The following is a 25,462-nucleotide window of genomic DNA, read 5'->3' on the forward strand; positions in this document are numbered from 1 at the left end:
TGATTTATTGTACGCCGGTTTCAAATCTTACCTCATGGGGCTTCAGCCGGTAACCATCTGCTGACCGGAAAGACCGGTCCGTCATGATAAATCCGTACCGCACGCCGGGTTGTAAATTTACCCGAATGAGAATGGACTGCCCGTCAGGACTGAAGCCCTTTACGGCTTTGATGGGATATTGCAGCGTGGTGTCGGCAGACAGGCTGATAGAATAGCCATTGCTGCTCATCGGCCGGGAGAAATCTATTTTCAGCAGGGTGTCTGTTGCCTGTATCAGGCTGTTGCCGGTTACTGTTCCTACTTTGGTTACAACGGGTGTCTGGCGTTCCAGCGTGGTGAGCAGCGTCGCTTTGTTAAAGCCTTCGGGGAAGTAGGCCGATTTCCGCAGAAAATTTTCTATCATCACACTATCCTGGAAGTTCAATCCGATGATATCTTTTACTGCCTGCGTTTTATTTTTTGTTTTGTGGTAGTAGGACTTGCAGATGCGGTATCCCATAAAATAGCCGAGATCTGCAACGGCGGCTCCCTGTCCGTTGTTATACAACCAGGTATCCCAGGAGTCACCGAACATATCTGTTTTGAATTTTTGCTTCAGGGCAGTTTCTTCTTTTCTGCCGTAGTCCATATAAGGCAAAGGAATCTGTTTGCCGGTAACGAGTTCGGTAATGAAGTCGCATGCACCTTCGCAGAGAGATTGCGACAGCAGGTTGTAGCCGTAGTTAGGTTGCTGCGTGTGTACGTACTCGTGAATATTGAGCAGCACCACATTTTTAAAAGGATCGGAACCGTAATAACCCTGGAGCCATTTGCGGGTATTGGCGGGCAGCTCGCTGACATCCGTTTGTGGATTGCCGGTCACCATTTCAGCGCCGATGAGCACCATGCCGGGTTGTGCCGTACCACCGGAGCGCATACCCCCGATGGTGAAGTAGATGGCAGCCGGTTTCAGCTCCGGGTATATCTTCCGGAATTCCCTGATGCCGGGTTCAAACTCGCCGGCGAGTTCCTTCACTTTCATGGTATTGGAACGGATGCTGTTCCAGTACGCAGGATACCTGCGGATCAGGCTCACATAACCGGCAGCAGTATAGTCTTTTAATTTCATAAATGCATGCAATCCCGGCGTACCCTTATCAATGTAAAGCTCCTGTATGTATTGCAGTTGCTGCAGGCTGTCCTGCGTAGTGCGGATGCTGTCATACGCTTCCCAGAAATGATCGATATCTGTGGTGATAACCGTTTTTGCTTCCTGCGCGGACACGGAAGCGGATAATAAAAATACTATCGTTGAAAGTAGCGCCAGTTGCTTCATAATAGAATATTGTCACGTAAAAATAATCATCCTGCAGCTGGGACCGTTTATTTTTTTATCCGGATAACAACAGGTATCGCAGCTTTGAGTAAATTCAGGGATCATTAACAATTCCTTCCTTTAGCGGTTAAGATTTTATTATTTTATTATTTGAGATTTGTTTCCCATCCTGGTATACTGCTGCACCGGCAGGTGCAAGAGAGATAATGATAGCAGATAAATCTCAAATAATAAAATAATGAAATGATACTATATATTTTCCTGCTCCCATCATTTTACCGTTGCCGTCGAAAACCTGTGTGAGCCCTTCTTCCGTAACGTATTCCTGTCCGTCGCCATAAATCCGGGGGGGGGTGATATTGCCGCTGCGGGAGCCGGCGGTATAGGCGTCGTTGAAGAATTTAAGCAGTCCTTCGCGGCCGCAGCGCATGGGCGATCCGGGCATCAGCAGGCAGGCGTCTTCGGTGTACAGGCTGAGGATAGAACCATCGTTTTTGGCAAAGAGGGCAAAGTGTTGCGCATTGCAAAGCGCGATAGCTTTTTTAGCTTCTTCGAGGGTGCCGGAAGATGATTGTGCTTTGCCGGCGATGGAAAACAGGGTCATGATGCATGACAGAGCAGGGATGATCGCTTTCATGGTATGTAATTGTTTGCTCAAAGATCAGTACCGGCGCAGCAAGGAAATTGTATGAAAGCGAACAAAACGGCTGCTGTCTGTCTTTATCAGACAGCAGCCGGGATTCATTGGCTAGATTTCTTTTCTTTTAACAAGCTGGCTTTTACCATACACGAAGTTGGTATATCGGTTGGTTTCTTTACTGCTCCAGTCTATATTACCCCGCATGATAGCCTGCAGGCACTCCTTGTACCGGAGTATTTCGGCTTCATACCCTGTAAACAGCTGGTGGCTGTTGATGCTCATCAGCCGGAGGAACTGGCGCATGTCTGCGTTGTACAGCCTGCGGGTTTCCTTCATGGCCTGTTTCAGATGGATATCTTTTTCCTGCATCATAATTACCACCATGTTATGATAATCCTGGTGCCCTATTTCCTTCATGACAGAAAACATATCGTTGGCAATACATACGGTGATCTGGCACAGCCTGGTGATTTCCTGAAAATACGGGAGATCCAGAATGGTATTGGGAATATGTACTTCCTCAATGATCTCGATCATGTCGGTGGAAGTGTGGGCGGCGCCCAGGAAGGGGCGCATGGTGTAGAACGCCGCAATGGAAGGAATTTGTCTGGCAGCAACATTGTCGTGCGCCCAGAGGGCGGCGTCAAACATTTTGCTGATACTGGAAATGAATTTTTCCTGCCATGCGGGCGTGCTGATGGTTTTTACTTTTGTCCATACGTCGTGCAGGGCGGCCAGGTGACCGGTGGCCGGGAGTTGTCCTTTGTATTCTCCTTTCATGATGAGGAGGCAGGCGTCAATGAACCGGGTGAACCGTTCTTTACTGCTGATAATGATGTCCCTGTTATCCTGGTGATCCATACGGTCGTCCATGGCAAAGAGCAGCGTGTTAAACTGATCGGCAATAAAAAACCGCTCTTTGGGAGCGGTTGGATAAAAGCGTGCAGTCATGTAAGTTAGATTGTCCTTGAGGTAGGCGTCAAAGTCGCTACCTTCATGTAGCTTGAATTTCTCGACCCATTTTCGGGTGTTTTCTCTGGATTCATTTGCAAACCGATTGATGCGGGGAGGGAACGGAGCCAGCAGCTCCGCAATTTTTTGCTTTCTCATGACTTATTGTTTTTGTGAAGAATAAAGATCGTTAACAATAAGCTTTTTGACCGCGGTTTAATTTACAATGGGTTTGCGTAAGTATCCTGCGCCAGAATTTTCTGTATAGAGTTCTTCAAAACCAGTGGGGATACAGGTTTGAGCAGATAGTCTTTGGCACCTGCCTTTAAAGTGGCGCCCACAAATTCGGGGGTAGCTGTTCCTGAAACGATGATAACCGGAATATGCTGTGCTTCCGGTAATGCCTGCAGCTGCCGGAGTACGTCTACAGCGCTGGTATGGGGCAGGGAGCCGTCCAGCAGGATAATATCCGGCCTGTGCTGCAGTATGATACCGGCCGCCTGCTCGTAGCTGTCCGCCTCATAGTGCGTGATACCCAGCTGGGTCAGATGCATTTTCATAATGGCCCGGCTGAGGATCTCATCTTCTATATACAAAGCTGCAATACCGGTGAACTGCCGGCTGATATTTTCCTCGGTTTTTTTGGAGCGGGCAACGGGCAGCTCGGTAGTTTTTACGGGAATGGTTACGGTAAAGGTGGAGCCTTCATCAGGCTTGCTCTGTACGGTGATGTCCCCTCCCATTTTTTCGATGAGGGATTTGGTGATAGGCAGTCCCAGTCCGTTGCCTTCATAGTATTTATTGGTGCCTTTATAAAACGGCTGGAAGATATCGCGCTGCTGTTCTGTGGTCAGGCCCTTGCCCTGGTCGCTGACAGCCAGTTCCAGCGCATTGTCGCGGAAGGCTACATGCAGCGTAACGGTGGTTTGCGCCGCCGTAAACTTGATGGCATTGGTCAGCAGGTTGCTGATAACGCGTCTCAGCTTGGTCGCATCGGCAATGATGGCCGGTGGCAGCTGGGAAGGAATGCTGGCAGCAAACAGCACATGGCGCTGAGCTGCCTGCTCTGTAAAAAATTCCGATATATCCGATATGAACTGTTTCAGGTTAAAGGCTTCGTTGATTAATACCCGGTTGGCGCCGGACTCTATTTCCCGCCAGTTCAATACATTGCCTACCAGGTCCAGCAGTTCGCCGGTGGCCAGCCGCAGCAGCTGGAAGTGCTTTACCTCCATCGCCATGGCCTCGTCCGGCTGATGGTTCATGATAGCAGGCTTGTAATGTTCCGTTATACCATATATCACGTTGAGGGAGCTGCGCATCTCATGGGTAACAAAGGAAGTGTAATTCTGCAGCTCTTCTTTGGCTTTCTGCAGGGCGGCAGTATTTTCATCTATCTCCTGTTGTTTTATCTGCAGCTGCTTCATGTAAAAGAACAGCATGATAGAGTTGAGAAACAATACGGTACCTATTACCAGCCGGCGCAGCAGCTGTTCATACCTGACCGATAGCGTAATCGGGGAAATAAATTCAAACTGATAATTCAGTTCCAGCGCCAGGATAATGAGTACAACAAAAACCAGTGCTGCTATTTTTGCTTTCCGGCTGCTGAAGATGAGCAACGCCACCAGGCTGAGGAACAGCCCCATAGCCCATATGGGCGCTATGGGAGTGAGCAGTAATCCGAAATATAATACGGCGAGCGACTGTAATGTGAAACACAGCGTAATGGCGGCGGTCAGCTGTTTACGGTATTGCAGCAACGGTACGGCCAGGAAACAGAGGCTTTCTATGAAGCCGGCATAGAGAATAATTTTCTGACCGGACATGCCGTACAGTATCGGCGCCATAACGGATGCCAGCAGTGCGGTGGAATATGCGATAATATTGATAATGCGCCCTATGGCTTTGCTGCCTTCGGGAGCCAGTATAAAAGTCTCTTTAGCGGATGGTATATTTATGAGTTTTTTTATCATCAGGTAGTACTGTATGGTTTTTGGAGGATGCCGCCGGAATAAGCACGGTCACTGTTAACCAGGATGACTTTATCAGGATCACCTTGTCTGAAAAGAGATAGCATCGGTTAGAACGGTTATCTGAGACACGGATACAGTGAATTTGCAATTGTTCAGTAAAAGCATTGTAGGTTTAGCTGTAACGGAAAGCCAGGCAGTTGCGTGAATGCTGTTTCAATATAAACGAAATTTCATACCGGTAAGATCTTCGGCTACTGCTTCGTGTTTCCGCTCAGGGCGTGCAACTAAAATACAAATTTTTGAAAATATTACTGTAATATACCTGCAGTCATGATAGCTTACAGTCTTATAAAGAAAACCACAGGATAAAAAAACGATATCTGTAAGCCACCGGTACGGTCAGTATAACTGGTTGCGGAGTATTCGTTTAATCATTTGAATGGTAGACCGCGTGATTTGTCCTTTGTACTTCTGCAGGATGGCGCTTTCACTCACGCCTTCGCTCATTTCGTTGATAACGCACAGCCATTTGCTCAGAAACTCGGCATTGGGTGTACGGTATCGCAGCAGGCGCCTGACGGTGTCTATCACCGATTTGTTGATAGTGCCTTCATGCAGCTCAAAAACTTCCTCATTGCTGAGCCCCATCCGGATATCGTCCGCTATCCTCGAATAATCCTGGAGATATTTTTCATTGGCTTCCATGACCTGCAACATCGGGTTCTCGCTGAAAGTGATATCAGTATACCGGCGGGGCTGCCGCTGCATATGGTGCAGGGCATAATTCCGAGCCACGTTATCGCAGATAGTCAGGTCTCCTTTGCTCAGCTCAAACCATTCTCCCTTGATTCTTTTATGCTGAAAAATGATATGCAGACTTTCTTCGAGATGGGTTATATTCAGGGCAGGGTACTGTCTGATAACACGGAACATAACAGGCAGGTGGGTATGGTAGGCAGCCAGCCGCTTATGCAGATCCTGGGTTTTGCCAATCTTATACAGGTTTTTTCCGGTATTCAGCAGATAAACACATTTCCCGGCTTGTACTTGTTCCATGTGGTGGTTTTCACTTAAAATGACAATTCTGTTGTCAATTTACGACTATGATTTTTATGTACAAAATTGTATAATTACGGTAAATTGTAATATGACTGACAGCACAACCATGTAATCGTACGGGCAGCAGTAATTTACCCCTTACTTAATCCTCACCATATGAAATTACGCACATCTTTATTACTGGCAGTACCTGTACTGCTGATTATTGTTGTGGGATTGTACCCGGTCATTTACCTGGTCATACCCCGTTTCGGGATACTGACTTCAAAAGAGCCGGAGTTATTGTCTGGTATATTATGGAATGCGGCCTTTTACCTGCACATCCTTCCCGGCGGGCTGGCGCTGCTGACAGGCTGGTGGCAGTTTAACCGGCGTATGAGAGCAAGATACCTGCGCACGCACCGGTTCATAGGAAAGATTTACATCATAGCGGTATTGTGCAGTGCAGTGGCGGCTATCTACCTTGGCTTCCATGCCAACGGCGGCATCATTGCTTCCCTGGGATTTATCGGGCTGGGGCTGGTATGGTTTTTTACGACCGTCAATGCGTGGAGCAGTATCCGCAAAGGCAACGTATGGCAGCATGAGAAGATGATGATATACAGCTATGCGGCCTGCTTTGCAGCTGTTACGCTGCGCCTGTGGCTGCCGCTGCTGGAAAAACTTTCAGGAGATTTTTTTACGGCCTACCGCCTGACGGCCTGGTTATGTTGGGTGCCTAACCTGCTGGTGGCGTGGTGGCTGGTAAAGCGGGCAGAAACCCGTAATACGGCGGCTGTATAATATTCAGGGCTTGCCGGGAAGCAGCTCGTACAGCAACACATCTTCATTATTGAGCCTGACAGACTCGCTGAACTGTAGTCCCAGCTTTTCCAGCAGCCGTATGCTGCGGATATTTTCAGGAATAGTGGTAGCCAGTATCGGCTGATAGAAATTTTCCTGCCGTAATCTGGACAGGTAGGCACTGGCTGCTTCAAAGGCAAGCCCCTGGCCTGCATAGGCTGGCAGGAAAGCAAATCCTATGTCATGATGCGGCAGATACGTGCGCTTGATAAAAGTAACCACTCCCACCGGCAGCTGGTTGTGCTGCAGCCGCACTACATTGTAATTAATATCAGGATTACTGATGATCTGCCGGATATAGTTACCGGCATCCTGGAGGTTCTGCACATTTCTGTCGCCGATAAAGGTTTTCCATTCAGTGGTATTGACCAGTTCAAAAATAAAGGGAGCATCATGTATAGTGACCGGCTGTATGGCAAGCCGCGCGGTTGTCAGTTCTTCATTCATAACACAATTTAAATTTTTTAGGCGGATGATGATGTTATGAAGAAAAAAATCAGACTGGCTGAAAAAATAAAGCATTACAGTGAATACTGTAATGCTTACTGCTGTGCGAGCGCTTTTTCCGCGCTCCGGATTTGTGAACAGGACAGGGCTTGAACCTGTATCTACTATACAACCATTGCCGGTGTGCTCGTCAGACTAGCCATCTGTGCGGGTAGAAATGCAGGAAAATCGCCGCTCCACCGGGTAGCTGAATCTGCATTAACTATATAGTGCGTTGTCCATTACGCTACCTGTTCACCACGCTGACTTTGGCGCCTTCTCTTATACCAATCGTCAACCTGATACTCTTTCAGTGTCTTTGGTTATCCGGCCGTGGACCTGCCGTTACACTGTCTGCCACATATCATATTCCTGTTGGATTTCCGGTTGCATACGGTCATTTGTATGGTCATTTTGAGAGTCGATAAATCTTATATGGGGTTTGTCCTGCCTATATAACAAGGAAGAATTAAAGATGTTTAAAAATGTATGGGGGGAAAAATCCCGGGGTAGATTATGATTGATGAAATAATTACGAATTACGAATTGCGAATTACGAATGAAGAGCGAAGACATAAGCGAAGATCCGCTTAAATCTTCGCTTCTACATTCGTAATTCGCAATTCGTAATTCGTAATTATTTATTATGTAGGCTTTTTATCAGATTCATATTAACTGCCTTAATCGCCTGTACGCTCACGGTGCCGAGGGCAATCAGTACGGCGAGGATGCCGGATAAGGCAAACACCCACCAGCTGATGGGGGTTTTATAGGCGAACTGCTGGAGCCAGGTATGCATGGCCCACCAGGCCAGTGGAGCGGCTATCAGGAAGGCGATAGCTACCAGCCAGAGGAAGTCCGATGACAGTAGTCTGAACAGGGAGGTGGCGCTGGCGCCCATTATTTTCCGGATGCTGATTTCCCTGGCTTTCTGTTCTGCGGTGAAGATGGAGAGTCCCAGCAGGCCAAGGCAGGAAATGAATATGGCCAGTACCGCGAAGATAACGGAGAGGCGGCCTATGACTTCCTCACTTTTATAGAGCCTGGTATATTCTTCGTCCGCAAATTTATAGGAGAAGGGGAATTTAGGATTTAGCTCCCGGCATAACTTTTCCAGGCTGGCCAGTGCCTGCCTGGTTTTGCCGGCCTGTGTTCTGATAACAAAGGTGGTACCCTGGTAAGAGGTGAGAAAGCTATTGCCTGCACTTGGTTCCAGGCGCAGTATGAGCGGTTCAATGGCGCTGTGCAATGACTGGAAATGGAAATTCCGCAGCACGCCGATGACCGGCCCCCGCTTTGTCCAGAAGGAAATGTATTTGCCTATGGGATCGCTGAGGCCCATCACTTTCACGGCTGCCTCATTGAGGATATAGGCGCTGGAATCGGTGGGGAAGTCGCGGGAGAAATCCCTGCCCTGCAATAGTTGCAGGTGCATGGTGTTGATGAAGTCGTACCCTACCAGCGAATGGGTAAAATAGTTGACAGCAGCCGGATTCCTGCCCTCCCATTCTACGCCGCTGGTGCGGGCATTGAGACTGGTAGGCGTCCCCATCATTTTGGTAACGGCACTGATGCCCGGACTGCGCAGTGCTGCCTGACGCAGCACTTCCTGCCGCGCTACCAGGTCGCCTTCCAGCGGCAGGTATACCAGGTTCTCCCGGTCGAAGCCCAGGTAGGTATGTTGTACATATTGTATCTGCCGGGAGATAAGGATTGTAGAAATAATCAGTATGATAGACAGTACAAATTGAAATACCACCAGTCCCTTTCTGAACCACAGGGAGCCGGAACCCGTCTTCGCCGGGCCTTTGAGCACATGTATCGGACTGAAGGAAGACAGGAACAGGGCTGGATAGCTGCCGGATAACATGCCGGAAAACAGTGTCAGCAATGCCAGCATGAGCCAGAACAGCGGCTTTCCGTAGGGCAGTATGATTTGTTTGTCTGTCAGTATATTAAATGCCGGCAAGGTAACCGATACCAGCAACATCGCCAGGATAGCGGATAGCAGGGCTACTACCATTGCTTCGCCTACAAACTGGCGGATCAGTTCCCAGCGGATAGCACCCATTGCCTTGCGGACACCGATTTCTTTCAGGCGGTTTACAGACCTGGCTGTGGTCAGGTTCATGAAATTGATACAGGCGATCAGCAAAATGAAAACAGCAACCAGACTGAAAAGCTGTACATACTCTATTCTTCCTCCGCTCAGGTAACCGTTTTCAAAATGACCATGCAGGTATTGACGGTCAAACCGCTGTAGTCCCAGTTCGTAATGAAACTGTTTATTCGCACGGTTATAGATATCCATCAGGTGTAGCAGTTTCTTTTCCAGCTGCGCGGCATCTGTGCCTGCACGCAGCAGCAGATAGGTTTTAGGGCCGTTGCTGCCCCAGTCTGTCAGCCATTCGCTTTCTTTTTTCATGAACTCCCAGTTCAGCAGAAAGTCGAATTTCTCAGATGTATTAGCCGGCAGATCTTCAAAGACCGCCGTTACCGTGAAGTGCTCGTTGTTTTCATAGCGGATGGTTTTCCCTATAGCCTGCGCCGGACTACCGAAAAATGCTATTGCCATTTTGCGGGATATGGCAATGCTTTCCGGCGACCGCAGCGCTTCTGCTGCATTACCTTCGAGCAGCGGATAGCTGAACATGCTGAAAAAATCTGGTCCTGCCGCATTACCAATTTCCTTCAGCATTTTATCTCCGACAGAAAAAGAACAGGACCGCGCCCAGCCAAAACCTGCGGCCAGCTCCACTTCCGGCATGGTCTTCTTTAATTCTTCCGGCAGCAGGCCCGGCGTGGAATAGTTCGCCTCTACCTTGCCTTCCAGCTGGTACCGCATGTACACACCATATAACCGGGAGTTGTTCTCATGAAATCCGTCTACCTGCCGCTCCGACTGCACCCATAATAATATCAGCAGGCTGCAGGCCATACCCAGCGCTAACCCTACTATATTGATGGCTGAAAAACCCTTGTGCTTCCATAAATTTCTGATCGCAATGATCAAATGACTTTTAAGCATGACGCTATTTTATTTTAATAAACCTCCTCAGATGTCTTTGCCGGCTGCCACTATAATGCCACTTTGGTTGAGCGCTGATTTTCAATATATTAACCTGTCAAGCTCCCCTGCAACCGTCCGGTTTCGATACAACAGAATGTCCGGTTTCGTCGTGAGAAGATTTTATTATTTGAGATTTTATTATTTGAGATGGCTCTCTCATCATAGTCTTTTACTGAAGAACCGATCAGTCCGGAGGACATCCTGATGACACAGCCATCTCAGATAATAAAATCTCAAATAATAAAATCCCCATCAGGATTTAAGCATCTTGAACACGTATTCGCGGTAGCTGTTGCCAACGGGGAGTTGCAGCTTGTCTATTTCTACATCCTGCATGGTGAAGGCGGTTATCTTTTGCATGTTAACGATAAAGGAGCGGTGGATGCGGAGGAATTGTTTGCCTTTCAGGTCTTCTTCCAGGTCGCCGATTTTATATTTGGCGGGAAGTTTTTCCTGGTTGGTACGGTGTACCACAATATAATCCCGGATGCTTTCTATGTAGAGGATATCTGCTACCGGCAGCCGGTGAAATTTGTTGCCGGTACGGATATAGATATAGTCATCCTGCTGCTGCGGCGCCACTATTTTTACACCTGTTTCTTTTGGTGCGGAGCGGGCAAAGTAGCGTTCCACTGCTTTGAAAAAACGATCGAAGGTGACGGGCTTCAGCAGGTAATCGATGATATCCAGTTCGTATCCTTCCAGTGCATATTCGCGGTAGGCGGTGGTGAAAATAACTGCCGGCGGGTTTTTCAGCATCTTTAAAAAATCAATGCCGGTGATCTGCGGCATCTTGATATCCAGGAATACCAGGTCTATAGGCATGGCGCGCAGTATTTCCGACGCTTTAACAGCGTTGGAGCACTGGCCTGCTATTTCCAGCATATCCAGCTGTTCTATATGGTTCTGTAACAGCTTTCTGGCCAGTGGTTCATCATCAACAATCAGGCATTTTACTTTCACAACAGGGAATTTACGCTATTTTTTTTCTTTCATCATAATCTGCAGATGTGCGGTGAATACGCCATCCTCCACATTGGTAAGGAATATATGTGAGCCGGGATATATCAGCTCCAGTTGCTTCCGGATATTGGTCAGCCCTATCTGATTGCTGCTATCCTTTGTGGTAGCGGAGTTACGGAAGGTGTTTTTTACTTCAAAGGAAAAGATGTTACGGGTGAACTCCAGGCTTATTTTAATGGCGGGGCTGCCGGCATCTTCTCCGGCGCCGTGTTTGAAGGCATTTTCGACCAGCGATAGCAGGATGAGCGGCGCGATATGAGCTTCTGTTTCTGTATTGTGGCGGAAGGTGATCTGTAAGCGGTCATCATACCGGAGTTTCTCCAGTTCTATATAGTTATGCAGCAGGTTGATTTCCTGGGATACCGGCACAAATTTGCCGCTGCACCGGTACAGCAAATGATCCAGGATATCCGACAGCCGCGCAATCGAAGTAGAGGTCTGCGGCGCATTCATCAGCGACAGGGAGTAAATATTATTCAGCGTATTGAACAGGAAATGCGGATTGAGCTGTGCTTTCAGAGAAGTCAGTTCTATCTCCGTTTTCTTCTTTTCCTGTTCCAGTGTCCGTTTGTTAGATACATACTGATCTTTTATCAGCTTCAGGAAAATAAAAAGGATAGATACAGAAAAGATGGAGATAAAGTAATTTCTGAACAGTTGCCGGAAATCCGTCAGGATTTCAAGGATCGGCTCCTGGTCAAACGGCGGTGTTCTTACTACCGGTTCCAGTAAATATATGGTGGTGATGCGTGCCACGGTACAGATAATATATACGCCAACCAGGAACTCCACCAGTATCCAGAAGTAATTGGTGGCTTTCATGAGTGCCGGCAGAATACGATACGACACAAAATAGGCGCCTATCATAGCGAAGGATATATCGAGGAGCACACATAATACCTCTTTGTACAGCGTATCGTATTTAGTGTAAAATGGTTGCTGATCCGTAATACGGAAACTATCATGCCGGATCATTGTCCAGATAAATATGGCTGCCCAGAGCAGGCAATGAGCCAATATCCGGCGCCGGTTGCTGAAGTTTACTATGTTTTCTATAACTGGCATAACAGGATCAAATCTAAAGGTTATTTGAGTGCCATGCACGCCACCGGAGACAAACCATGTCTTTTAGCCTATAAAAATGCCCTGGCAGCATATGAATATGCCTGCTGCAGTAATTTCTCCATTCTGTAGGCAGGACCCGCCTCTTTGTCGCCTGTCTGTTTTTTGAAGCAGTCTGCGGCTAATATTTGCATAAAATTATCCCGTATGAACAAAGTGAAAGTACTATGGATGCTGCTGTTAACAGGCGTCTGCCTGGCTGGTTACGCACAGCAACCCATGGTTACGCTTAAAGGAAAGCTGATCTCAGCTAAAAACAGACAGCCCGTTATTGCCGCTACTATCAGGCTGATAAAAGACGCCGCTCATGCAAAGGCCGGCCTGTCGGATGCCGCAGGCACTTTCGCCATACCTGCCGCCCCCGGTGCATATACCCTGCGAATAGAAGCGCTGCAGTGCAAACCTCTGGTCATAGCGCTGCAACTCAGCAGTGACACCACATTGGGAGATATTGCCCTGGAAGAAGATACCCGGCAGCTGGAAACAGTAACGGTTACCGGCACCAAATCTGAAATAGAACTGAAAACAGACAGGAAGGTATTTAATGTTGGGAAAGACATTCTTTCCAAAGGAGGAAACGTTAATGATATTCTTAACAACGTGCCTTCCGTTAACGTAGACCCCAACGGCGCGGTTAGCCTCCGGGGCAATGCCAACGTACGCATACTCATTAACGGTAAGCCTTCTATGCTGACGGTCAACAACGGCCTGCGGCAGATTCCCGCTTCCAGCATAGAAAAGGTAGAGGTGATTACCAATCCTTCTTCTGCCTATGAAGCGGAAGGCAGCGCGGGTATCATCAATATTATCATGAAGAAAAATGCGTTATCAGGCTTCAACGCTTCCCTGCAGGCAGGCCTGGGAAGCCCTGCCAATAACAGTCTTAACCTGAATATGAGTTATAAGACAAAAAAGGTAAACATCTTCTCCAACGTCGGTTACAGGTACCAGGAAAGATTTTTTGAAGATATTACCCGGCGGCAGAACTTCGGTAAAGCACCTGTTTCTTCCATGTACCAGGTGAATAACCTCCGCAACAGCAACACAGCTACCAACTATTACCTGGGTATGGACTATTACATCAATGACCGTAATACGCTTACAGGTAGCTTCTACCGGATAAAAGTCAACAACAGGGATTCTGCACGGAACAATTATAATTATTACGGAAGCGCCGGGCAGCCGGACAGCAGCATTACCCGTTTTGAAGACTACCGCGAACCGCAGATCTTCAATGAACTGGAGCTGAACTATGTGAAAACATTCGCCAAAAAAGGAAGAAAGTGGACCACCAATCTGCAGTATGATTTCTGGCATGATGATGAAAACCAGCTGATTACCCAGCGCTCCCTGCATCCTGAGAACAACGGTTTCAAGCTCACCTCCAGAGATCTGGAATACAGCAAGGACCTGTTTATTCAGAGCGATTATGTGACGCCCCTGAAAGGTAGCGGTAAGCTGGAAATGGGAGTACGTGCCGGCCTGCGCGCCATTAAAAGCGACTACACCGCCAGTCAGGATGAAATTTTATTGCCTCAGTACGATAACAAGTTGAACTATGATGAGAACATCTACGCCACCTATATGCAATATGGCAGCAAGGTGAAGCAGTTCAACTACCAGGTGGGGCTGAGGGCAGAGCTGTCTGATATAGGTATCAGGGACCGCAAGGGCAACTTCAACAATGCCAAAAGGTATATTGATTTCTTTCCTGCCGTTCATCTGCAATACAGTCTGAAGAACGATATGGACCTGCAGCTGAGCTACAGCCGCCGTATCAACCGGCCTAAGTTCTGGCAGCTGAATCCGTTCTCCGGCTTGTCTGACACACGTTTGCTGACAGTCGGAAATCCGGATCTGAACCCGATGTATACCAATGCGCTGGAAACCGGTATCCTGAAAAAAGCGGGTAACTTCACACTGAATCCCTCCGTGTATTACCAGTTTGCCACTAACTATTTTGATTACATACTCCGGACTACTCCCGAAGGATATTTCCTGCGTACACCCGTAAACCTTGACCTGGAGCAGCGTTTCGGTGTGGAGCTGAACACTTCCTGGAATCCGTACAATTGGTGGCGTTTATCCATGGACGTTAACTTCTATCAGTTCACCCAGGAAGGAAATTATGAAGGAGAGAAATATCATGTAACGGGTAAAACCTGGTTCTCCACCATCCGCTCAGGGTTTAAGTTCCCCAAGGTGGTATCGCTGGATCTCAGCTTTAACTACCGCGGTCAGAACAGGAATGTGCAATCGCTGATAAAACCGATATACCGCCTGAATGCAGGCATATCCAGGGATTTTCTGGGAGACAGGATGACGTTCACTGCAACCGTGAATAATCTGCTGGACTCCAATACTTACCAGGAGATTACCTCCACGGATACCTACTATCTTGACAGGTTTTCCAAAGGGTTGCAGCGGCAATTTACCGGTACCCTCATTTACCGCTTCAACCGTAAGAAAGATCAGGCTGACCGCATGGGAGACCAGAATTAGGCCGTATATCCCTGAGCGTTATCCGGACACTCCGTTTTTTGCAGCAGCAGGAAGATTGATTTTGTATTATTTTAGGAAACATAAGCAGTACTTATGGAGAGAAGAACTTTTATAAAATCATCCGGGCTGGGAAGCCTGCCCTTCCTGACACCCCTGCTGCCCCTGATGGGCGCGGCTGTCAGCCATCCTGCAGCCGTGCCTGCCGTTAACTTTGTGGCCGCCGGTGAATTGCTCAACACACAGCAGTATGCCGAAAAACTCCAACAGATAGGGCAAACCACGCCCATTGAACAGGATGCCTTTGGTAATGGTGGTTGTGTAACTGCGCTGGAAGAAAAGTTTGAGCAACTGACAGGAAAAGAAAAGGCCATTTTTATGCCTACCGGCACCATGGCCAATCAGCTGGCCATGAAAGTACTGAGCGGACAGCAAACCAAAGTACTGGTGATGGAAAACAGCCACTACTACCGTGATGAAGCTGATGCCGCCAGCACCCTGCATAACAAACGACTGATTCCGCTGGGTAAGGAAAACTACCGCTTTCCGCTGGATGAACTGAAAGCGGCCATTGAATACTATAAAGAAGGTGAATACTTCCCCTCTGGCGTAGGCGCTATGGCTGTGGAAATACCGGTTCGCCGCAACGACAACCGGATGATGAGCTACCGGGAGTTTGAGCAGATCAGTGAATATTGCCGTGCGCAGCAGATACCGCTGCACCTGGACGGAGCGCGGATTTTCATGGCCTCCGCCTGGTCTGGTATACCGGTATCAGCATATGCTGCACTGGCAGATACTATCTACATTTCCCTGTATAAGTACCTGGGAGCTGCATCCGGTGCGATGCTCTGTGGTAAAAAGGAAGTCATCAGCCAGATGCCCCGCCTGATAAAGATTCACGGAGGCAGCATGTACCGTAACTGGACCAATGCCGCTATGGTGCTGCATGGTATTGATGGATTCATGGACCGCCTCGCAAAGGCGCGGCAACAGGGCGACGCCCTCATTGCCATGCTCAACCGCCTGCCGCAGTTTCGTATTACTCCGGCCAAAGACGGCACCTGTGTATATCCTATGGAGCTGAAAGGCGTGGATGCTACCGTCTTTAAAAAAGGAATGGCTGCACAGGGGATACGGGCGGTAGCCTCCGAGCTCATCATCAACGAAACAATTCTTTACCGCGATAATAACGACCTGTTCAATGCCTTTAAAAAAGCGGCCGGTATTGCATGACGGCCGCCTACACCCTGAAAACAGCGATACATGCCGCCAGCAGGGTAAGCACAATGAGAGCATAATAGGCAGTGCGGGTGTATGGCTTGTCGCCCGTAACAGCGTTGATGACCGTTACCACCAGGAACAGCCCGGTTTTGGGAACCACCTTAAAATAATTTATATGCGGATATTTCAGGGCCACCATCGCAATGCCGGTCAGCAGTAAGATAATGCCCAGTATCAGCCCTTTTTTATCCCTGGGCGCAGCAGGGTTGGGCCATAGCTGTACGAGTATCCACAGGTAGGCGGCGAAAGCGATAAAATGAATCAGCAGCAATACATTGAAAAGCAGCATAGTATATGTTTTGAGTGATGATGCAAAACTATACAGCCGTCATTGCATGGCCGTTCACCTGGGTTAATAAACATATCAGGATGACATCCTTTTACGGATACGGCTCAGCGAAGGCGGCTTTACTCCCACAAATGAAGAGATGTAATATTGTGGAATACGCTGCTGCAGGTCAGGATAATACTGCAGGAAATGCAGGTAGCGCTGCTCCGGCGAATCATTATACAGGGAACGGATTTTCTTGATTGCATATACGTAAAGTTGTTCACAGGCCAGCCGCCCGAACTTCTGGCCTTCCTCCAGCTGCGTATACAGCTCCTGCAGCCCATCGTAGCTGAGGCAATATATAACGCTGTCTTCTATACACTGAATATTGACTACTGAAGGCGAATGATCCAGGAAGCTCTCATAATTGCAGGTGAAATCCATCTCCTTACCGAAATCAAATATCTGTTCTTCTCCTTTATCGTTCGTGGTATAATAGCGGATAAGTCCTTCCGTAATAAATCCCAGCATTTTACATACCTGGCCTTCCCGCAGAAAATATTCATTTCTGGCGTATTGCCGGGGAATAAAAAGGGAAGATACCAGTTCCTTTTCTTTGTCAGCAAGGCGGATCAAACTTTCGAAAGCACTGATAATAGCAGTATGCATACGGTGATTGACAGGTTTAAGCCCGCAAAGATAAAACAGGAATTTATTTGAGATTTGGTTATTTGAGATTTGGTTATTTAAAATGCAGCGGAGACAGAAGCGCAATATTATTTTAATATCTTCTTTTGTCTCCGTTGCATTTAAATAAATCTCCAAATTCCAAATTCCAAAATCCGTAAATCTACAAATTTTGTCTCCGCTGCATTTTAAATAACCAAATCTCAAATAACCAAATCTCAAAATATAGTAATTTTAGAGGGAATTTTAACCGGAGAACCCATGAAATATGAACTTATTCAGCCGCCAGTGTATCTGCGTTCCTATGTCCGTTTTTTCTGGACCCTGGAGGGAGATGCTATGGAAGCCCTGTCCAAAGTATTTGGCTCGCTGGTAGATGGTAGTCCCGGCATGATTTTTCAGCAGACTGAAGGAGGCGCGTTTGTGCGTGATGACAAAGCATTGCCGGAGATCTTCCTGTATGGCCAGACCACGAAGCATACTGAAATAGCGGCCCTGGGCGAATTCAGGTCTGCCGGTGTGATCTTTCACCCCAATGCCCTGAAATCCGTTTTCGGGCTGAATGCCGGCGATCTTACCAATTCCTGTGTAGACCTGAACCTGGTGTCTTCTCCAAAAAAATGCTATCTCTCGGAAAAGCTGTTACAAAGTACCAGCATAGACAATCAGATTGAAATTTTATCTTCCTATCTCCATTCCCAGATCAGCAACAGTCATGTGCCGGTTGACGGTATTATTGAATATGCAGTATCCCGTATTATGACATCCAACGGCAGCGTGCCGCTGAAAGAGCTGCTGGATAAACTGCATATGACGGAAAGAACCTTCGAGCGTAAGTTCAAAGAGTATGTAGGGATTTCACCGAAACTGTTTTCCCGGATATGCCGCTTCCAGGCTTCCCTGCAACAGCTGAAAAATAATAAATACACCAGGCTGTCTGATATTGCCTTTGAAAACGATTATGCAGACCAGTCCCATTTTATCCGCTCCTTCAAGGAGTTTACAGGTTGCTCGCCCTTTCAGTTTCAGAAGCAGCAGCAGGATGCTGCCGATAGCAATACCCCCGTACTGATAAAATAGCATTTGTCGGATTTGTTCAATTTCCGGCCGGCGCCAGTTCATAGTTTTGTGTTATCAGGAACTATGAAGCGGTATTTATTTCCCACTATTTAAATGAATAAGATGAATTACAGACAACCACTGCTGATCGCCACCACCGTACTGACAGGACTTACGGCGGGTCTTTTTTTCGGTTTTTCCGTGTCCGTAAATCCGGCGTTCCTGCGGCTGACAGATGTACAATACATTGCCGCCATGCAGGCCATCAATGATGTGATCGTTAACCCGGTGTTTATGATTGCCTTTATGGGGCCGGTATTTTTATTGCCGGTGCTGGGCTACAGCTATGCGAAGCAGCGCTCCGAAGGCAGGCTGCCGCTGATTATTGCCGCTATAGCGTATGTGATTGGTACCTTCGGGGTAACTGTAGCCTGTAATGTGCCGCTGAACGATGCCCTGGCCGCTTTTGATGTAGCTGCCGCCAGCCCGCAGCAGGCCGCCGCCGCGCGTCAGCAGTTCGCTAACCCCTGGAATTCCTGGCATACCATCCGCACCGTTTTCAATGTTATTGCCCTGATACTGCTGGTAGTAGCCTGCACCCGCCGACAGCGCAAACAATAATATTCCGGAAATAAATTTGTTTATATGAATTATTATTTCCTACATTTGCATCCCGATTATCGGAGACGGGGCGTAGCGTAGCCCGGTATCGCGCCTGCTTTGGGAGCAGGAGGTCGCAGGTTCGAATCCTGCCGCCCCGACTTGAGAGGACAAAACAGATTTACTTCTGTTTTGTCCTTTTTTATTTGGGCTTAAATGGCTATCCAATACATAGATAAGTCTTGCCACTTCATTTACCCTACCAATTGCCCATTTTGTCTATTTGTAAACTGTCCGATTTTGCGATAGAAGGTCACTATTTGAATACTTGATCTGGTATTTGTAGTATTTTGGGCTATAAAAGATTCCGAAACTGATTAGACATATCAAAATCAAAAAGAAGAATGGCTAAGCTTATTGTTGCATTTGTGTTTATTCTCACATTTTTAAACTATGGTGCCCTTTGCGCACAAAATAGTGACGAGCTGATTGTTGAAACATTATCTCATTTAAAACAACATAGAAAGGATAAATTTGAGGCCTCGTTAATAAGCATCTTTCCAACCTATTTAAAAGAAAATCTTCCTAACTATCAAAATTCTACAAAGTTTTTGAGGGGGAAAAAATATAATGAAGTATACCAAAACCTAAATAGTCTGATCCAGGAGGACTATTTTTTGGAGGAGATAAAAGTCGATAAGAATTTTAAAATATTACACAATCGCAAGGACTGGAAGGTATTCAAATTAGGATTAGACAAAAGAATAAATCAGTATAATAATACGATCCGTCTATTATTAAAGAATATACAGTACAAAGATCAAGGTATCCGATTAGTCCTTTTGTATCAACAGAAAAAGCAACCCCAAGATTCTGCTTTAACTATATTGGTAAATAGGCAGATGAAAGAAATTGACCTTGAAAGTGCCGAGTCTGTAAAAAAAATCATTGATGAGCATGGTTGGTTAGGTAAGGATAAAATTGGAAAAGAAGCTAATGAAATGCTCTTTTTAGCAATTCAGCATGTGGATGACTCGGTCGCCCAGACAAAATATTTACCAATATTGGCTGAAGCCATAAAGAGTAAAGCTGCAGAACCTTGGCAATATGCGTTCTTAACAGATAGACTTTTAATGAATCAAGGAAAAAAACAGCGCTATGGTACGCAAACAATTATTTCCGATAAGGAATACGGAGGTTATATAGTTCCACTTGAAAATCCTGATCAAGTTGATGAATTAAGACAAGAAATGGGATTGGAGTCTTTAAAAGAATACCTGAAAGAATTCGATATCGATTGGGATATTGAAAAATATAAAAGAGAAGAGACGATTATTGAAAAACGCTATAAAGCGCGGTTTGAAAGTCTTAGAAAAAGGCGATGATAGCTTACATAGGCTGACATCTGAATTCGGCATGCAAGAAACCAAGGGATGCTTACAATTTAATAATTGCTGGATATCAATAACTTAATGCCAGGTTTGGAATGACAGTTTTTTCAAATCAGACAAATAAGTTCGAAATTTGTACAGACAGAGCGACGGAAAAAAGGAGATCATCACTGATCTCCTTTTTTATTTTAAATCTTTGGAATGTATTCCAGGAACCTGCCCCCCTTTTTGATTCATGAATAAACTTTTCTCTACAACCTGCCAGCATCGATGTGCCGGTATTGTTTCACGGCAAAAAGGGCATATCCTTACTGTCTCATCGTATTTCTGCCGCTGCATGCCGCTCAGGTCAGCATCCCCAATATCGCTTTCTCCTGTTCCCTCGCAAGAACAAAAGGTGTTAAAAAATAAGGCTTTAATTCTTCCTTATCACCAAATTTTTCAAAAGCTCCTTCATCTGCGGACGCAAATATTTTATGTAAGCTATCAACAAATATGCTTAACTCGTCATCTTTTATAATGATATAGTCAGGAGTATTCTTTCCGGTTAATACTTCATGAACCGATTTTAATTTCGAAAAAAAGGACTTCTTCTGTGGGATGAAATTATGACGTCTGCCTTCGCCGGATAAGGCCTCGAAAATTATCCCCGGCGCTGCATTATCTGAACTGGCAAATGTGGACCAAACGCTCCAGTGAGCATGATCCGGTGATACCTGTTCTGTTTCGGGTAATGCAATAAGTGACTGTGTTAAGTACAGGTCTAAATATTTCCAGTATTGTTTGTCTAGTTTATTATAATCAAATGCTGACATCCGGAGTTTCTCTGTTACTTCTTCGTTTGAAGTATAGCTTCCTTGTCCCTTTAGAATTTTGTTTTCTAAATCCTGCGGATTAAATGAATGGAAATACCAGGAAAATGACATGTACTGGTTCGTTTTAATTGTTGACAACTTTTGTATTATCCTAAAATACGCTTTAAAAATGTCAATTTATGTACGGTTTTTCCGAAACCTGTCCTGCTACCCCGACTGGGAAAAAGCCCGGTGTATCATTCTCCGGTTTTAGAATAAAATTATGTAATTTATGTATGCCTGAAATACTATTCCCCCGGCATACTTATGATACGATTAACCCATACCCGTCGTTATGATGTTGTTCCCTGCCTGCTTTTTTATGCACTGCTGCTGCTGGCTGCAAAAAGGCTTCAGGCGCAATCCTATACCGTTATTAACTACCGGTGGGTACAGGGTTTCAATGCCAGTAATGTCTATAACATTTTCCAGGACAGCAGAAAATATCTCTGGATCAGTACGGAGAATGGGGTGATCCGGTATAACGGATCCGATTTCAGGCACTATACTAAAAAGGACGGGCTGCTGGACAATGAAGTGCTCAGTATCAGTGAAGACCAGCTTGGCAGAGTGTGGCTGCTGCCTTTTACGAATACCTTGTGTTACTACAGGAACGGCCGGCTGTACAATCAGTCGGATGACCCTTTGCTGAAACGTATCAAACTGGAGGCAAGGGTTTCGCAGATAATGATGGATGCAACCGCCAATCTCTGGATCAGAGAGGAAGGGCAGGCATTGCTCCGGGTGGATACGGCCGGAAAAATATCCCGCTGGAAGCCGGATCAGCAGGCAATTCAACATATATGCATAGGGAAAGAAGGTGCGCTGCATGTTTTATGCGGTAACGCGGCGCTATATGTATTTAAGAATGGCTATTTTGAACTTACAGGACAGGCGCCGTTTGAACCGGATCAGTTCACCGTGTTAAACGCTTCTGCAGTTTACAGCCCTGCGCAGGGAGAACTCTGGTATTATGCCGGAGAAAACAGCGGCCAGCGCAGATCCCTTCCAAAAATAACGCAGCCCACCGGCGTCACTAACAATGAAGATGAAACAGTTTTCGTTGGGTCAGAGAATGGGCTGTACCTCGTTAACCTGCAATCGGGAACAATGATGGAACAGCTGTTACCCGGATACAAAACAGGCCCCTGTATCCGTACACAGGACGGATCCCTTTGGATAGGAACTGCCGGTAAAGGACTTATACGTATGGTACGATCTCCTGTACGGTCCGTGCCATTTGCTCAGCCATTGAGCGCTTTTCTCTATATTAAAGCCACGGCAGACGGTATGTACGGCACTACGCAGAATGGCCTGTTTGTGGAAGCCAAAATCAGCGCGGATGGACGGTATCAGACGAACATACAGCGAATAAATCCTGAACGCCGGTATGAACATTGTGTTTTTGTTAAGCGGGAAAAGGGGCAGGTATGGATGCTGGCCGCAGATGGTATTAAACTGAAAAAAAGCATACAGGGTAAACCGGTGAAGGCTTATTACACCTGCTGTAAACAGGCGCTGGAAGAAGCTGATGGTGAGATGATTACAGCTACCAACACCGGTGTGCTGAAGTTTAGCTTCCGCTCATTTATGCCACGGGATACCCTATTGAAAGGACAACGGGTAGTAACCGTAAGCAGGATCGGAGATACGCTGTATGCCGGTACCCTGTCCGGGCTTGTAGCCTGTTTCCCTGACGGACATTGCCTCCCGGTGGATACCGGGAACAGGTTCCTGCGCACGCGCATCACGGCGCTTTGTAAAGACAGCAGCCATGTATTGTGGTGCGCCGATAACGGCGGGGTATTGCTGGCTATTGTTCATAACAAGGTGATAGATACCATTGGCCCGGAAGAAGGCCTGCAGTGCAGCCGGATCGCGGCACTGAAAGCCTCCCGGAAATACCTGTGGGCTGGTACTGATAACGGACTGTTTGCCATTACACGGAAGCCTCCCTACCGTATCGCCAGGCATGTGACCTATACCACAGGGCTTGCCGGTAATCAGGTCAACTGTATTGATGTGAAGGGGGATATGATTTGGGCGGGTACTTCAGAAGGCGTCAGCTATTTCGATGAAAATGAATTGCCGGAGCCGTATGCCGCCGCCAGAATTGAAATCAGCAGTATACGCAACGGCGATGTGTTTCTCACACCCGGTAACGATGTACTGCAACTGCAGTCAGCTTCGCTGTCAGTAGAATTTGATGCGATTGATTTTTCAGGTAATGCACAACCGGTATTTTCCTGGCGCCTCAATGAAGATACCAGCTGGACAACAATCTCCGGCAGAACACTTTCGTTTCCGTCGCTGCCGTACGGCAAATTCAGACTGGCCATCAGGGCCTTTTCTCCGAACTGGCATCAGCAGTATACACTTGTCCAGAATTTTTATAATAAACCTCCCTACTACCGGAATCCCTGGTTCATCACTATGCTCGTGCTGTTGTCCGTTATTGCATTAATAACCCTGAGCACCGGAATTATCCGCTGGCTAAGAAGAAGGGACCAGCAGCAACTATCGGTACAACGCAGCCTGCTCCATCTGGAACAGATGGCGCTGCAGGGACAACTGAATCCACATTTCATCTTCAACTGTATCGCCGCCATAAAGGAACATTATGAGGCAGGAGATAAGGAGAAAGCACACGAATTTGTTGATGCTTTTTCGTTGCTGATCCGGCAGACATTCGAAATGAGTGCAGAGACTTTTGTTTCCCTGGATAAGGAACTGGAATACCTCCGCCAGTACCTGATTGTAGAACAGCAACGCTTTAACCATGTATTCAGATTCTCTGTCACCAGACAAACGCAGCTGCCCGATAAGGATATTATCATTCCCGCTATGTTGCTGCAGCCTGTGGTTGAAAATGCCATCAGGCATGGCATCCGCCATCTGCCTGACGGGATGGGCTTTGTGACGGTAACGGCAGAGCAACAGGCAGAAAATGTCAGGATAACCATTACCGATAATGGAATCGGCAGAGAGAAAAGCAAGATGCTAAGCAGGCATTTCAATATACGTAAACTCACCAGTACCGCTGTTAATGAAAAACGGCTGAATATCCTGAATCGCTTATTCCCGGGGAAGATAAACATACATATGGAAGACCTGCATCCTCCGGATCACGGCTACAGCGGAACGAAGGTGGTTATTACCTATCCGCTGACCATCAACCAAAACAGCTGTCATGAAAGTAATCATTGTTGAAGACGAACCGGCAGGTCAGCAATTTCTTGCCCGGATACTGAAAGAAAACTTCCCGGAACTGAAACTGATGTGCATCGCCGATAATGTGCCGGATGCAGTGCGGCTTATCAGAGAATGCCGGCCGGATATCGTCTATCTGGATGTGGAAATAAAAATGGGTTCCGGACTGGATGTGCTGGCGCAAACAGAAGACATCGCGTTTGATGTCATCTTTACCACGGTGTTTAATAGTTTCGCCCTGGATGCTTTCCGGTATCATGCCATCGATTATTTGCTGAAGCCGCTCAGCAAAGCACAGGTGACGGCCGCCACACAACGTTTCCTCTCAGGCAGCGCTGCGATGAACAGGGAAAAGATTGCCTCCCTGATGCTGCTGATGCAGCAGGCTGCCGCACAAAGACCTAAGATCTGCATTCCCACCGTGGAAGGTGTTGAGCTGGTAAATGTTGCAGACATTGTTTATGGCAGCGCTAAAGGGAACTACACAGAAATATGGATGAGTAATGGCAGTAAAATTCTTTCCGGCAGGAAAATAAAAGAGGTGGAAGACGAGTTGCCCCGGCATATCTTTTTCCGTATTCATCATTCCTATCTGGTTAACCTCAATTATGTAACGCGGTATCAGAAAGGACGCGGAGGCAGCGTTTTATTATACAATGGCTACGAACTTCCGGTGGCGTCCAACAGAAAAGAAGATTTTTTAACGTGGCTCAGAAAGGGTGTTTCTTTTTAAGTGTTTTCTGTCCCGGTATCAATATTGAAAGCCATCTGCTGCAGATGGCTTTCGATATTGCTTATAAATGCTGCCGCTATTATGCGCTGATGCTGCAGCAGGGGTTACCTATGGTAACACGTGTAAGCGGTTCCGGGCAGTAACGGATTGTCTGACAGTTATATGTCAGGGGACATGGCCTGCAGGGCGTTGTGTCAAGGGATGTCCAGCAGTTAATGTCATTGGTGCCTCCTCCCTGTATCAGTCCTGCGTTTTCAGGAGTCAGCGTACTAACGTGCTCTTTATTCAGGAACAGTTTACGGCCGAGATGTAATTTTTTCTTTTTCATGTGGTACGAAGTTTAAAGATGAATGAAAGTTTCAGATGTGGAAGATGTGAAGTATACTTTT

General features: G+C 46.9%; 22 protein-coding genes and 1 tRNA gene. 9 read left to right on the plus strand and 14 right to left on the minus strand.

The window, feature by feature from the left end:
- Positions 1-4 precede the first annotated feature (4 nt).
- From GWG06_RS23325 to GWG06_RS23345, 5 genes are all read right to left on the minus strand, one after another.
- The gene (locus GWG06_RS23325) at positions 5-1,315 is read right to left on the minus strand and encodes a DUF2268 domain-containing putative Zn-dependent protease (protein WP_160716351.1); all 1,311 of its coding nucleotides are present in this window, start codon (positions 1,313-1,315) and stop codon (positions 5-7) included.
- A 223-nt stretch (positions 1,316-1,538) separates the two neighbouring features.
- Positions 1,539-1,952 (minus strand): Cif family virulence factor, encoded by a 414-nt coding sequence (locus tag GWG06_RS23330; protein WP_160716353.1) that lies wholly within the window; start codon positions 1,950-1,952, stop codon positions 1,539-1,541.
- A gap of 111 nt (positions 1,953-2,063) precedes the next feature.
- Entirely contained in the window at positions 2,064-3,065 is a 1,002-nt protein-coding gene (locus GWG06_RS23335; protein WP_160716355.1) for a terpene synthase family protein, read from the minus strand.
- A gap of 62 nt (positions 3,066-3,127) precedes the next feature.
- Positions 3,128-4,882: a hybrid sensor histidine kinase/response regulator gene (locus GWG06_RS23340; protein ID WP_160716357.1), complete on the minus strand. Its 1,755-nt coding sequence runs from the start codon at positions 4,880-4,882 to the stop codon at positions 3,128-3,130.
- A gap of 399 nt (positions 4,883-5,281) precedes the next feature.
- A complete protein-coding gene (locus tag GWG06_RS23345; RefSeq protein ID WP_127043324.1) occupies positions 5,282-5,938 on the minus strand; it encodes a GIY-YIG nuclease family protein in 657 nt (218 codons plus the stop codon).
- 159 nt (positions 5,939-6,097) lie between these two features.
- Between GWG06_RS23345 and GWG06_RS23350 the strand changes: the two genes are divergently transcribed.
- Entirely contained in the window at positions 6,098-6,724 is a 627-nt protein-coding gene (locus GWG06_RS23350; protein WP_160716359.1) for a DUF2306 domain-containing protein, read from the plus strand.
- Positions 6,725-6,727: 3 nt separating this feature from the next.
- Here the strand turns inward: GWG06_RS23350 and GWG06_RS23355 are convergent, their stop codons facing one another.
- The 5 genes from GWG06_RS23355 to GWG06_RS30720 form a co-directional block, all read right to left on the minus strand.
- The gene (locus GWG06_RS23355) at positions 6,728-7,231 is read right to left on the minus strand and encodes a GNAT family N-acetyltransferase (RefSeq protein WP_158631620.1); all 504 of its coding nucleotides are present in this window, start codon (positions 7,229-7,231) and stop codon (positions 6,728-6,730) included.
- Between the two features lie 676 nt (positions 7,232-7,907).
- On the minus strand, positions 7,908-10,298 hold the full coding sequence (locus GWG06_RS23360; protein ID WP_160716361.1) for an ABC transporter permease: 2,391 nt from the start codon (positions 10,296-10,298) through the stop codon (positions 7,908-7,910).
- A 294-nt stretch (positions 10,299-10,592) separates the two neighbouring features.
- Positions 10,593-11,303, minus strand: coding sequence for a LytR/AlgR family response regulator transcription factor (locus GWG06_RS23365; RefSeq protein WP_160716363.1), 711 nt, complete (start codon positions 11,301-11,303; stop codon positions 10,593-10,595).
- A gap of 15 nt (positions 11,304-11,318) precedes the next feature.
- On the minus strand, positions 11,319-12,428 hold the full coding sequence (locus tag GWG06_RS23370) for a sensor histidine kinase (protein WP_160716365.1): 1,110 nt from the start codon (positions 12,426-12,428) through the stop codon (positions 11,319-11,321).
- A 68-nt stretch (positions 12,429-12,496) separates the two neighbouring features.
- On the minus strand, positions 12,497-12,619 hold the full coding sequence (locus tag GWG06_RS30720; protein ID WP_262888720.1) for a hypothetical protein: 123 nt from the start codon (positions 12,617-12,619) through the stop codon (positions 12,497-12,499).
- 13 nt (positions 12,620-12,632) lie between these two features.
- On the opposite strand from GWG06_RS30720, the gene GWG06_RS23375 reads away from it, so the two are divergent.
- Positions 12,633-14,987, plus strand: a complete 2,355-nt coding sequence (locus GWG06_RS23375) for a TonB-dependent receptor (RefSeq protein ID WP_160716367.1) — start codon at positions 12,633-12,635, stop codon at positions 14,985-14,987.
- Between the two features lie 93 nt (positions 14,988-15,080).
- The gene (locus tag GWG06_RS23380) at positions 15,081-16,220 is read left to right on the plus strand and encodes a threonine aldolase family protein (RefSeq protein WP_160716369.1); all 1,140 of its coding nucleotides are present in this window, start codon (positions 15,081-15,083) and stop codon (positions 16,218-16,220) included.
- A 7-nt stretch (positions 16,221-16,227) separates the two neighbouring features.
- On the opposite strand, the gene GWG06_RS23385 is transcribed toward GWG06_RS23380, so the two are convergent.
- Both GWG06_RS23385 and GWG06_RS23390 read right to left on the minus strand, forming a co-directional pair.
- Positions 16,228-16,557, minus strand: a complete 330-nt coding sequence (locus GWG06_RS23385; protein ID WP_160716371.1) for a hypothetical protein — start codon at positions 16,555-16,557, stop codon at positions 16,228-16,230.
- A 75-nt stretch (positions 16,558-16,632) separates the two neighbouring features.
- Entirely contained in the window at positions 16,633-17,208 is a 576-nt protein-coding gene (locus tag GWG06_RS23390; RefSeq protein WP_127043529.1) for a Crp/Fnr family transcriptional regulator, read from the minus strand.
- Positions 17,209-17,487: 279 nt separating this feature from the next.
- Between GWG06_RS23390 and GWG06_RS23395 the strand changes: the two genes are divergently transcribed.
- The 4 genes from GWG06_RS23395 (at position 17,488) to GWG06_RS23410 (ending at position 20,270) form a co-directional block, all read left to right on the plus strand.
- Positions 17,488-18,306: a helix-turn-helix domain-containing protein gene (locus tag GWG06_RS23395; RefSeq protein WP_160716373.1), complete on the plus strand. Its 819-nt coding sequence runs from the start codon at positions 17,488-17,490 to the stop codon at positions 18,304-18,306.
- A 102-nt stretch (positions 18,307-18,408) separates the two neighbouring features.
- Positions 18,409-18,906, plus strand: coding sequence for an anthrone oxygenase family protein (locus GWG06_RS23400; RefSeq protein WP_160716375.1), 498 nt, complete (start codon positions 18,409-18,411; stop codon positions 18,904-18,906).
- 66 nt (positions 18,907-18,972) lie between these two features.
- Positions 18,973-19,046, plus strand: a tRNA-Pro gene (locus GWG06_RS23405).
- Positions 19,047-19,289: 243 nt separating this feature from the next.
- Entirely contained in the window at positions 19,290-20,270 is a 981-nt protein-coding gene (locus GWG06_RS23410) for a DUF6624 domain-containing protein (protein ID WP_160716377.1), read from the plus strand.
- Between the two features lie 350 nt (positions 20,271-20,620).
- On the opposite strand, the gene GWG06_RS23415 is transcribed toward GWG06_RS23410, so the two are convergent.
- Positions 20,621-21,202, minus strand: a complete 582-nt coding sequence (locus tag GWG06_RS23415) for a hypothetical protein (RefSeq protein ID WP_160716379.1) — start codon at positions 21,200-21,202, stop codon at positions 20,621-20,623.
- Between the two features lie 195 nt (positions 21,203-21,397).
- On the opposite strand from GWG06_RS23415, the gene GWG06_RS23420 reads away from it, so the two are divergent.
- Both GWG06_RS23420 and GWG06_RS23425 read left to right on the plus strand, forming a co-directional pair.
- Positions 21,398-24,340: a sensor histidine kinase gene (locus tag GWG06_RS23420; RefSeq protein ID WP_160716381.1), complete on the plus strand. Its 2,943-nt coding sequence runs from the start codon at positions 21,398-21,400 to the stop codon at positions 24,338-24,340.
- Positions 24,321-25,073: a LytR/AlgR family response regulator transcription factor gene (locus tag GWG06_RS23425; RefSeq protein ID WP_160716383.1), complete on the plus strand. Its 753-nt coding sequence runs from the start codon at positions 24,321-24,323 to the stop codon at positions 25,071-25,073. The genes GWG06_RS23420 and GWG06_RS23425 overlap by 20 nt, the downstream gene beginning before the upstream one ends.
- A 79-nt stretch (positions 25,074-25,152) precedes the next feature.
- Here GWG06_RS23425 and GWG06_RS23430 read toward each other — a convergent pair whose 3' ends face one another.
- Complete coding sequence (locus GWG06_RS23430) at positions 25,153-25,401, minus strand: class I lanthipeptide (RefSeq protein ID WP_127040828.1); 249 nt, start codon at positions 25,399-25,401, stop codon at positions 25,153-25,155.
- Positions 25,402-25,462: the final 61 nt, after the last annotated feature.

This window comes from Chitinophaga solisilvae (genome assembly GCF_009928525.1).
Taxonomy (GTDB): Bacteria; Bacteroidota; Bacteroidia; order Chitinophagales; family Chitinophagaceae; genus Chitinophaga; species Chitinophaga solisilvae.

What these genes read in the sequence shown, in the direction of transcription:
- GWG06_RS23380 (WP_160716369.1), top strand. Translation starts at nt 15,081, where the DNA reads ATGGAGAGAAGAACTTTTATAAAATCATCCGGGCTGGGAAGCCTGCCC.
- GWG06_RS23415 (WP_160716379.1), bottom strand. Translation starts at nt 21,202, where the DNA reads ATGTCATTTTCCTGGTATTTCCATTCATTTAATCCGCAGGATTTAGAA.
- GWG06_RS23350 (WP_160716359.1), top strand. Translation starts at nt 6,098, where the DNA reads ATGAAATTACGCACATCTTTATTACTGGCAGTACCTGTACTGCTGATT.
- GWG06_RS23385 (WP_160716371.1), bottom strand. Translation starts at nt 16,557, where the DNA reads ATGCTGCTTTTCAATGTATTGCTGCTGATTCATTTTATCGCTTTCGCC.
- GWG06_RS23375 (WP_160716367.1), top strand. Translation starts at nt 12,633, where the DNA reads ATGAACAAAGTGAAAGTACTATGGATGCTGCTGTTAACAGGCGTCTGC.
- GWG06_RS23330 (WP_160716353.1), bottom strand. Translation starts at nt 1,952, where the DNA reads ATGAAAGCGATCATCCCTGCTCTGTCATGCATCATGACCCTGTTTTCC.
- GWG06_RS23390 (WP_127043529.1), bottom strand. Translation starts at nt 17,208, where the DNA reads ATGCATACTGCTATTATCAGTGCTTTCGAAAGTTTGATCCGCCTTGCT.
- GWG06_RS23430 (WP_127040828.1), bottom strand. Translation starts at nt 25,401, where the DNA reads ATGAAAAAGAAAAAATTACATCTCGGCCGTAAACTGTTCCTGAATAAA.
- GWG06_RS23420 (WP_160716381.1), top strand. Translation starts at nt 21,398, where the DNA reads ATGATACGATTAACCCATACCCGTCGTTATGATGTTGTTCCCTGCCTG.
- GWG06_RS23395 (WP_160716373.1), top strand. Translation starts at nt 17,488, where the DNA reads ATGAAATATGAACTTATTCAGCCGCCAGTGTATCTGCGTTCCTATGTC.
- GWG06_RS23370 (WP_160716365.1), bottom strand. Translation starts at nt 12,428, where the DNA reads ATGCCAGTTATAGAAAACATAGTAAACTTCAGCAACCGGCGCCGGATA.
- GWG06_RS23400 (WP_160716375.1), top strand. Translation starts at nt 18,409, where the DNA reads ATGAATTACAGACAACCACTGCTGATCGCCACCACCGTACTGACAGGA.
- GWG06_RS23410 (WP_160716377.1), top strand. Translation starts at nt 19,290, where the DNA reads ATGGCTAAGCTTATTGTTGCATTTGTGTTTATTCTCACATTTTTAAAC.
- GWG06_RS23425 (WP_160716383.1), top strand. Translation starts at nt 24,321, where the DNA reads ATGAAAGTAATCATTGTTGAAGACGAACCGGCAGGTCAGCAATTTCTT.
- GWG06_RS23345 (WP_127043324.1), bottom strand. Translation starts at nt 5,938, where the DNA reads ATGGAACAAGTACAAGCCGGGAAATGTGTTTATCTGCTGAATACCGGA.
- GWG06_RS23355 (WP_158631620.1), bottom strand. Translation starts at nt 7,231, where the DNA reads ATGAATGAAGAACTGACAACCGCGCGGCTTGCCATACAGCCGGTCACT.
- GWG06_RS30720 (WP_262888720.1), bottom strand. Translation starts at nt 12,619, where the DNA reads ATGCAAATATTAGCCGCAGACTGCTTCAAAAAACAGACAGGCGACAAA.
- GWG06_RS23335 (WP_160716355.1), bottom strand. Translation starts at nt 3,065, where the DNA reads ATGAGAAAGCAAAAAATTGCGGAGCTGCTGGCTCCGTTCCCTCCCCGC.
- GWG06_RS23340 (WP_160716357.1), bottom strand. Translation starts at nt 4,882, where the DNA reads ATGATAAAAAAACTCATAAATATACCATCCGCTAAAGAGACTTTTATA.
- GWG06_RS23360 (WP_160716361.1), bottom strand. Translation starts at nt 10,298, where the DNA reads ATGCTTAAAAGTCATTTGATCATTGCGATCAGAAATTTATGGAAGCAC.
- GWG06_RS23325 (WP_160716351.1), bottom strand. Translation starts at nt 1,315, where the DNA reads ATGAAGCAACTGGCGCTACTTTCAACGATAGTATTTTTATTATCCGCT.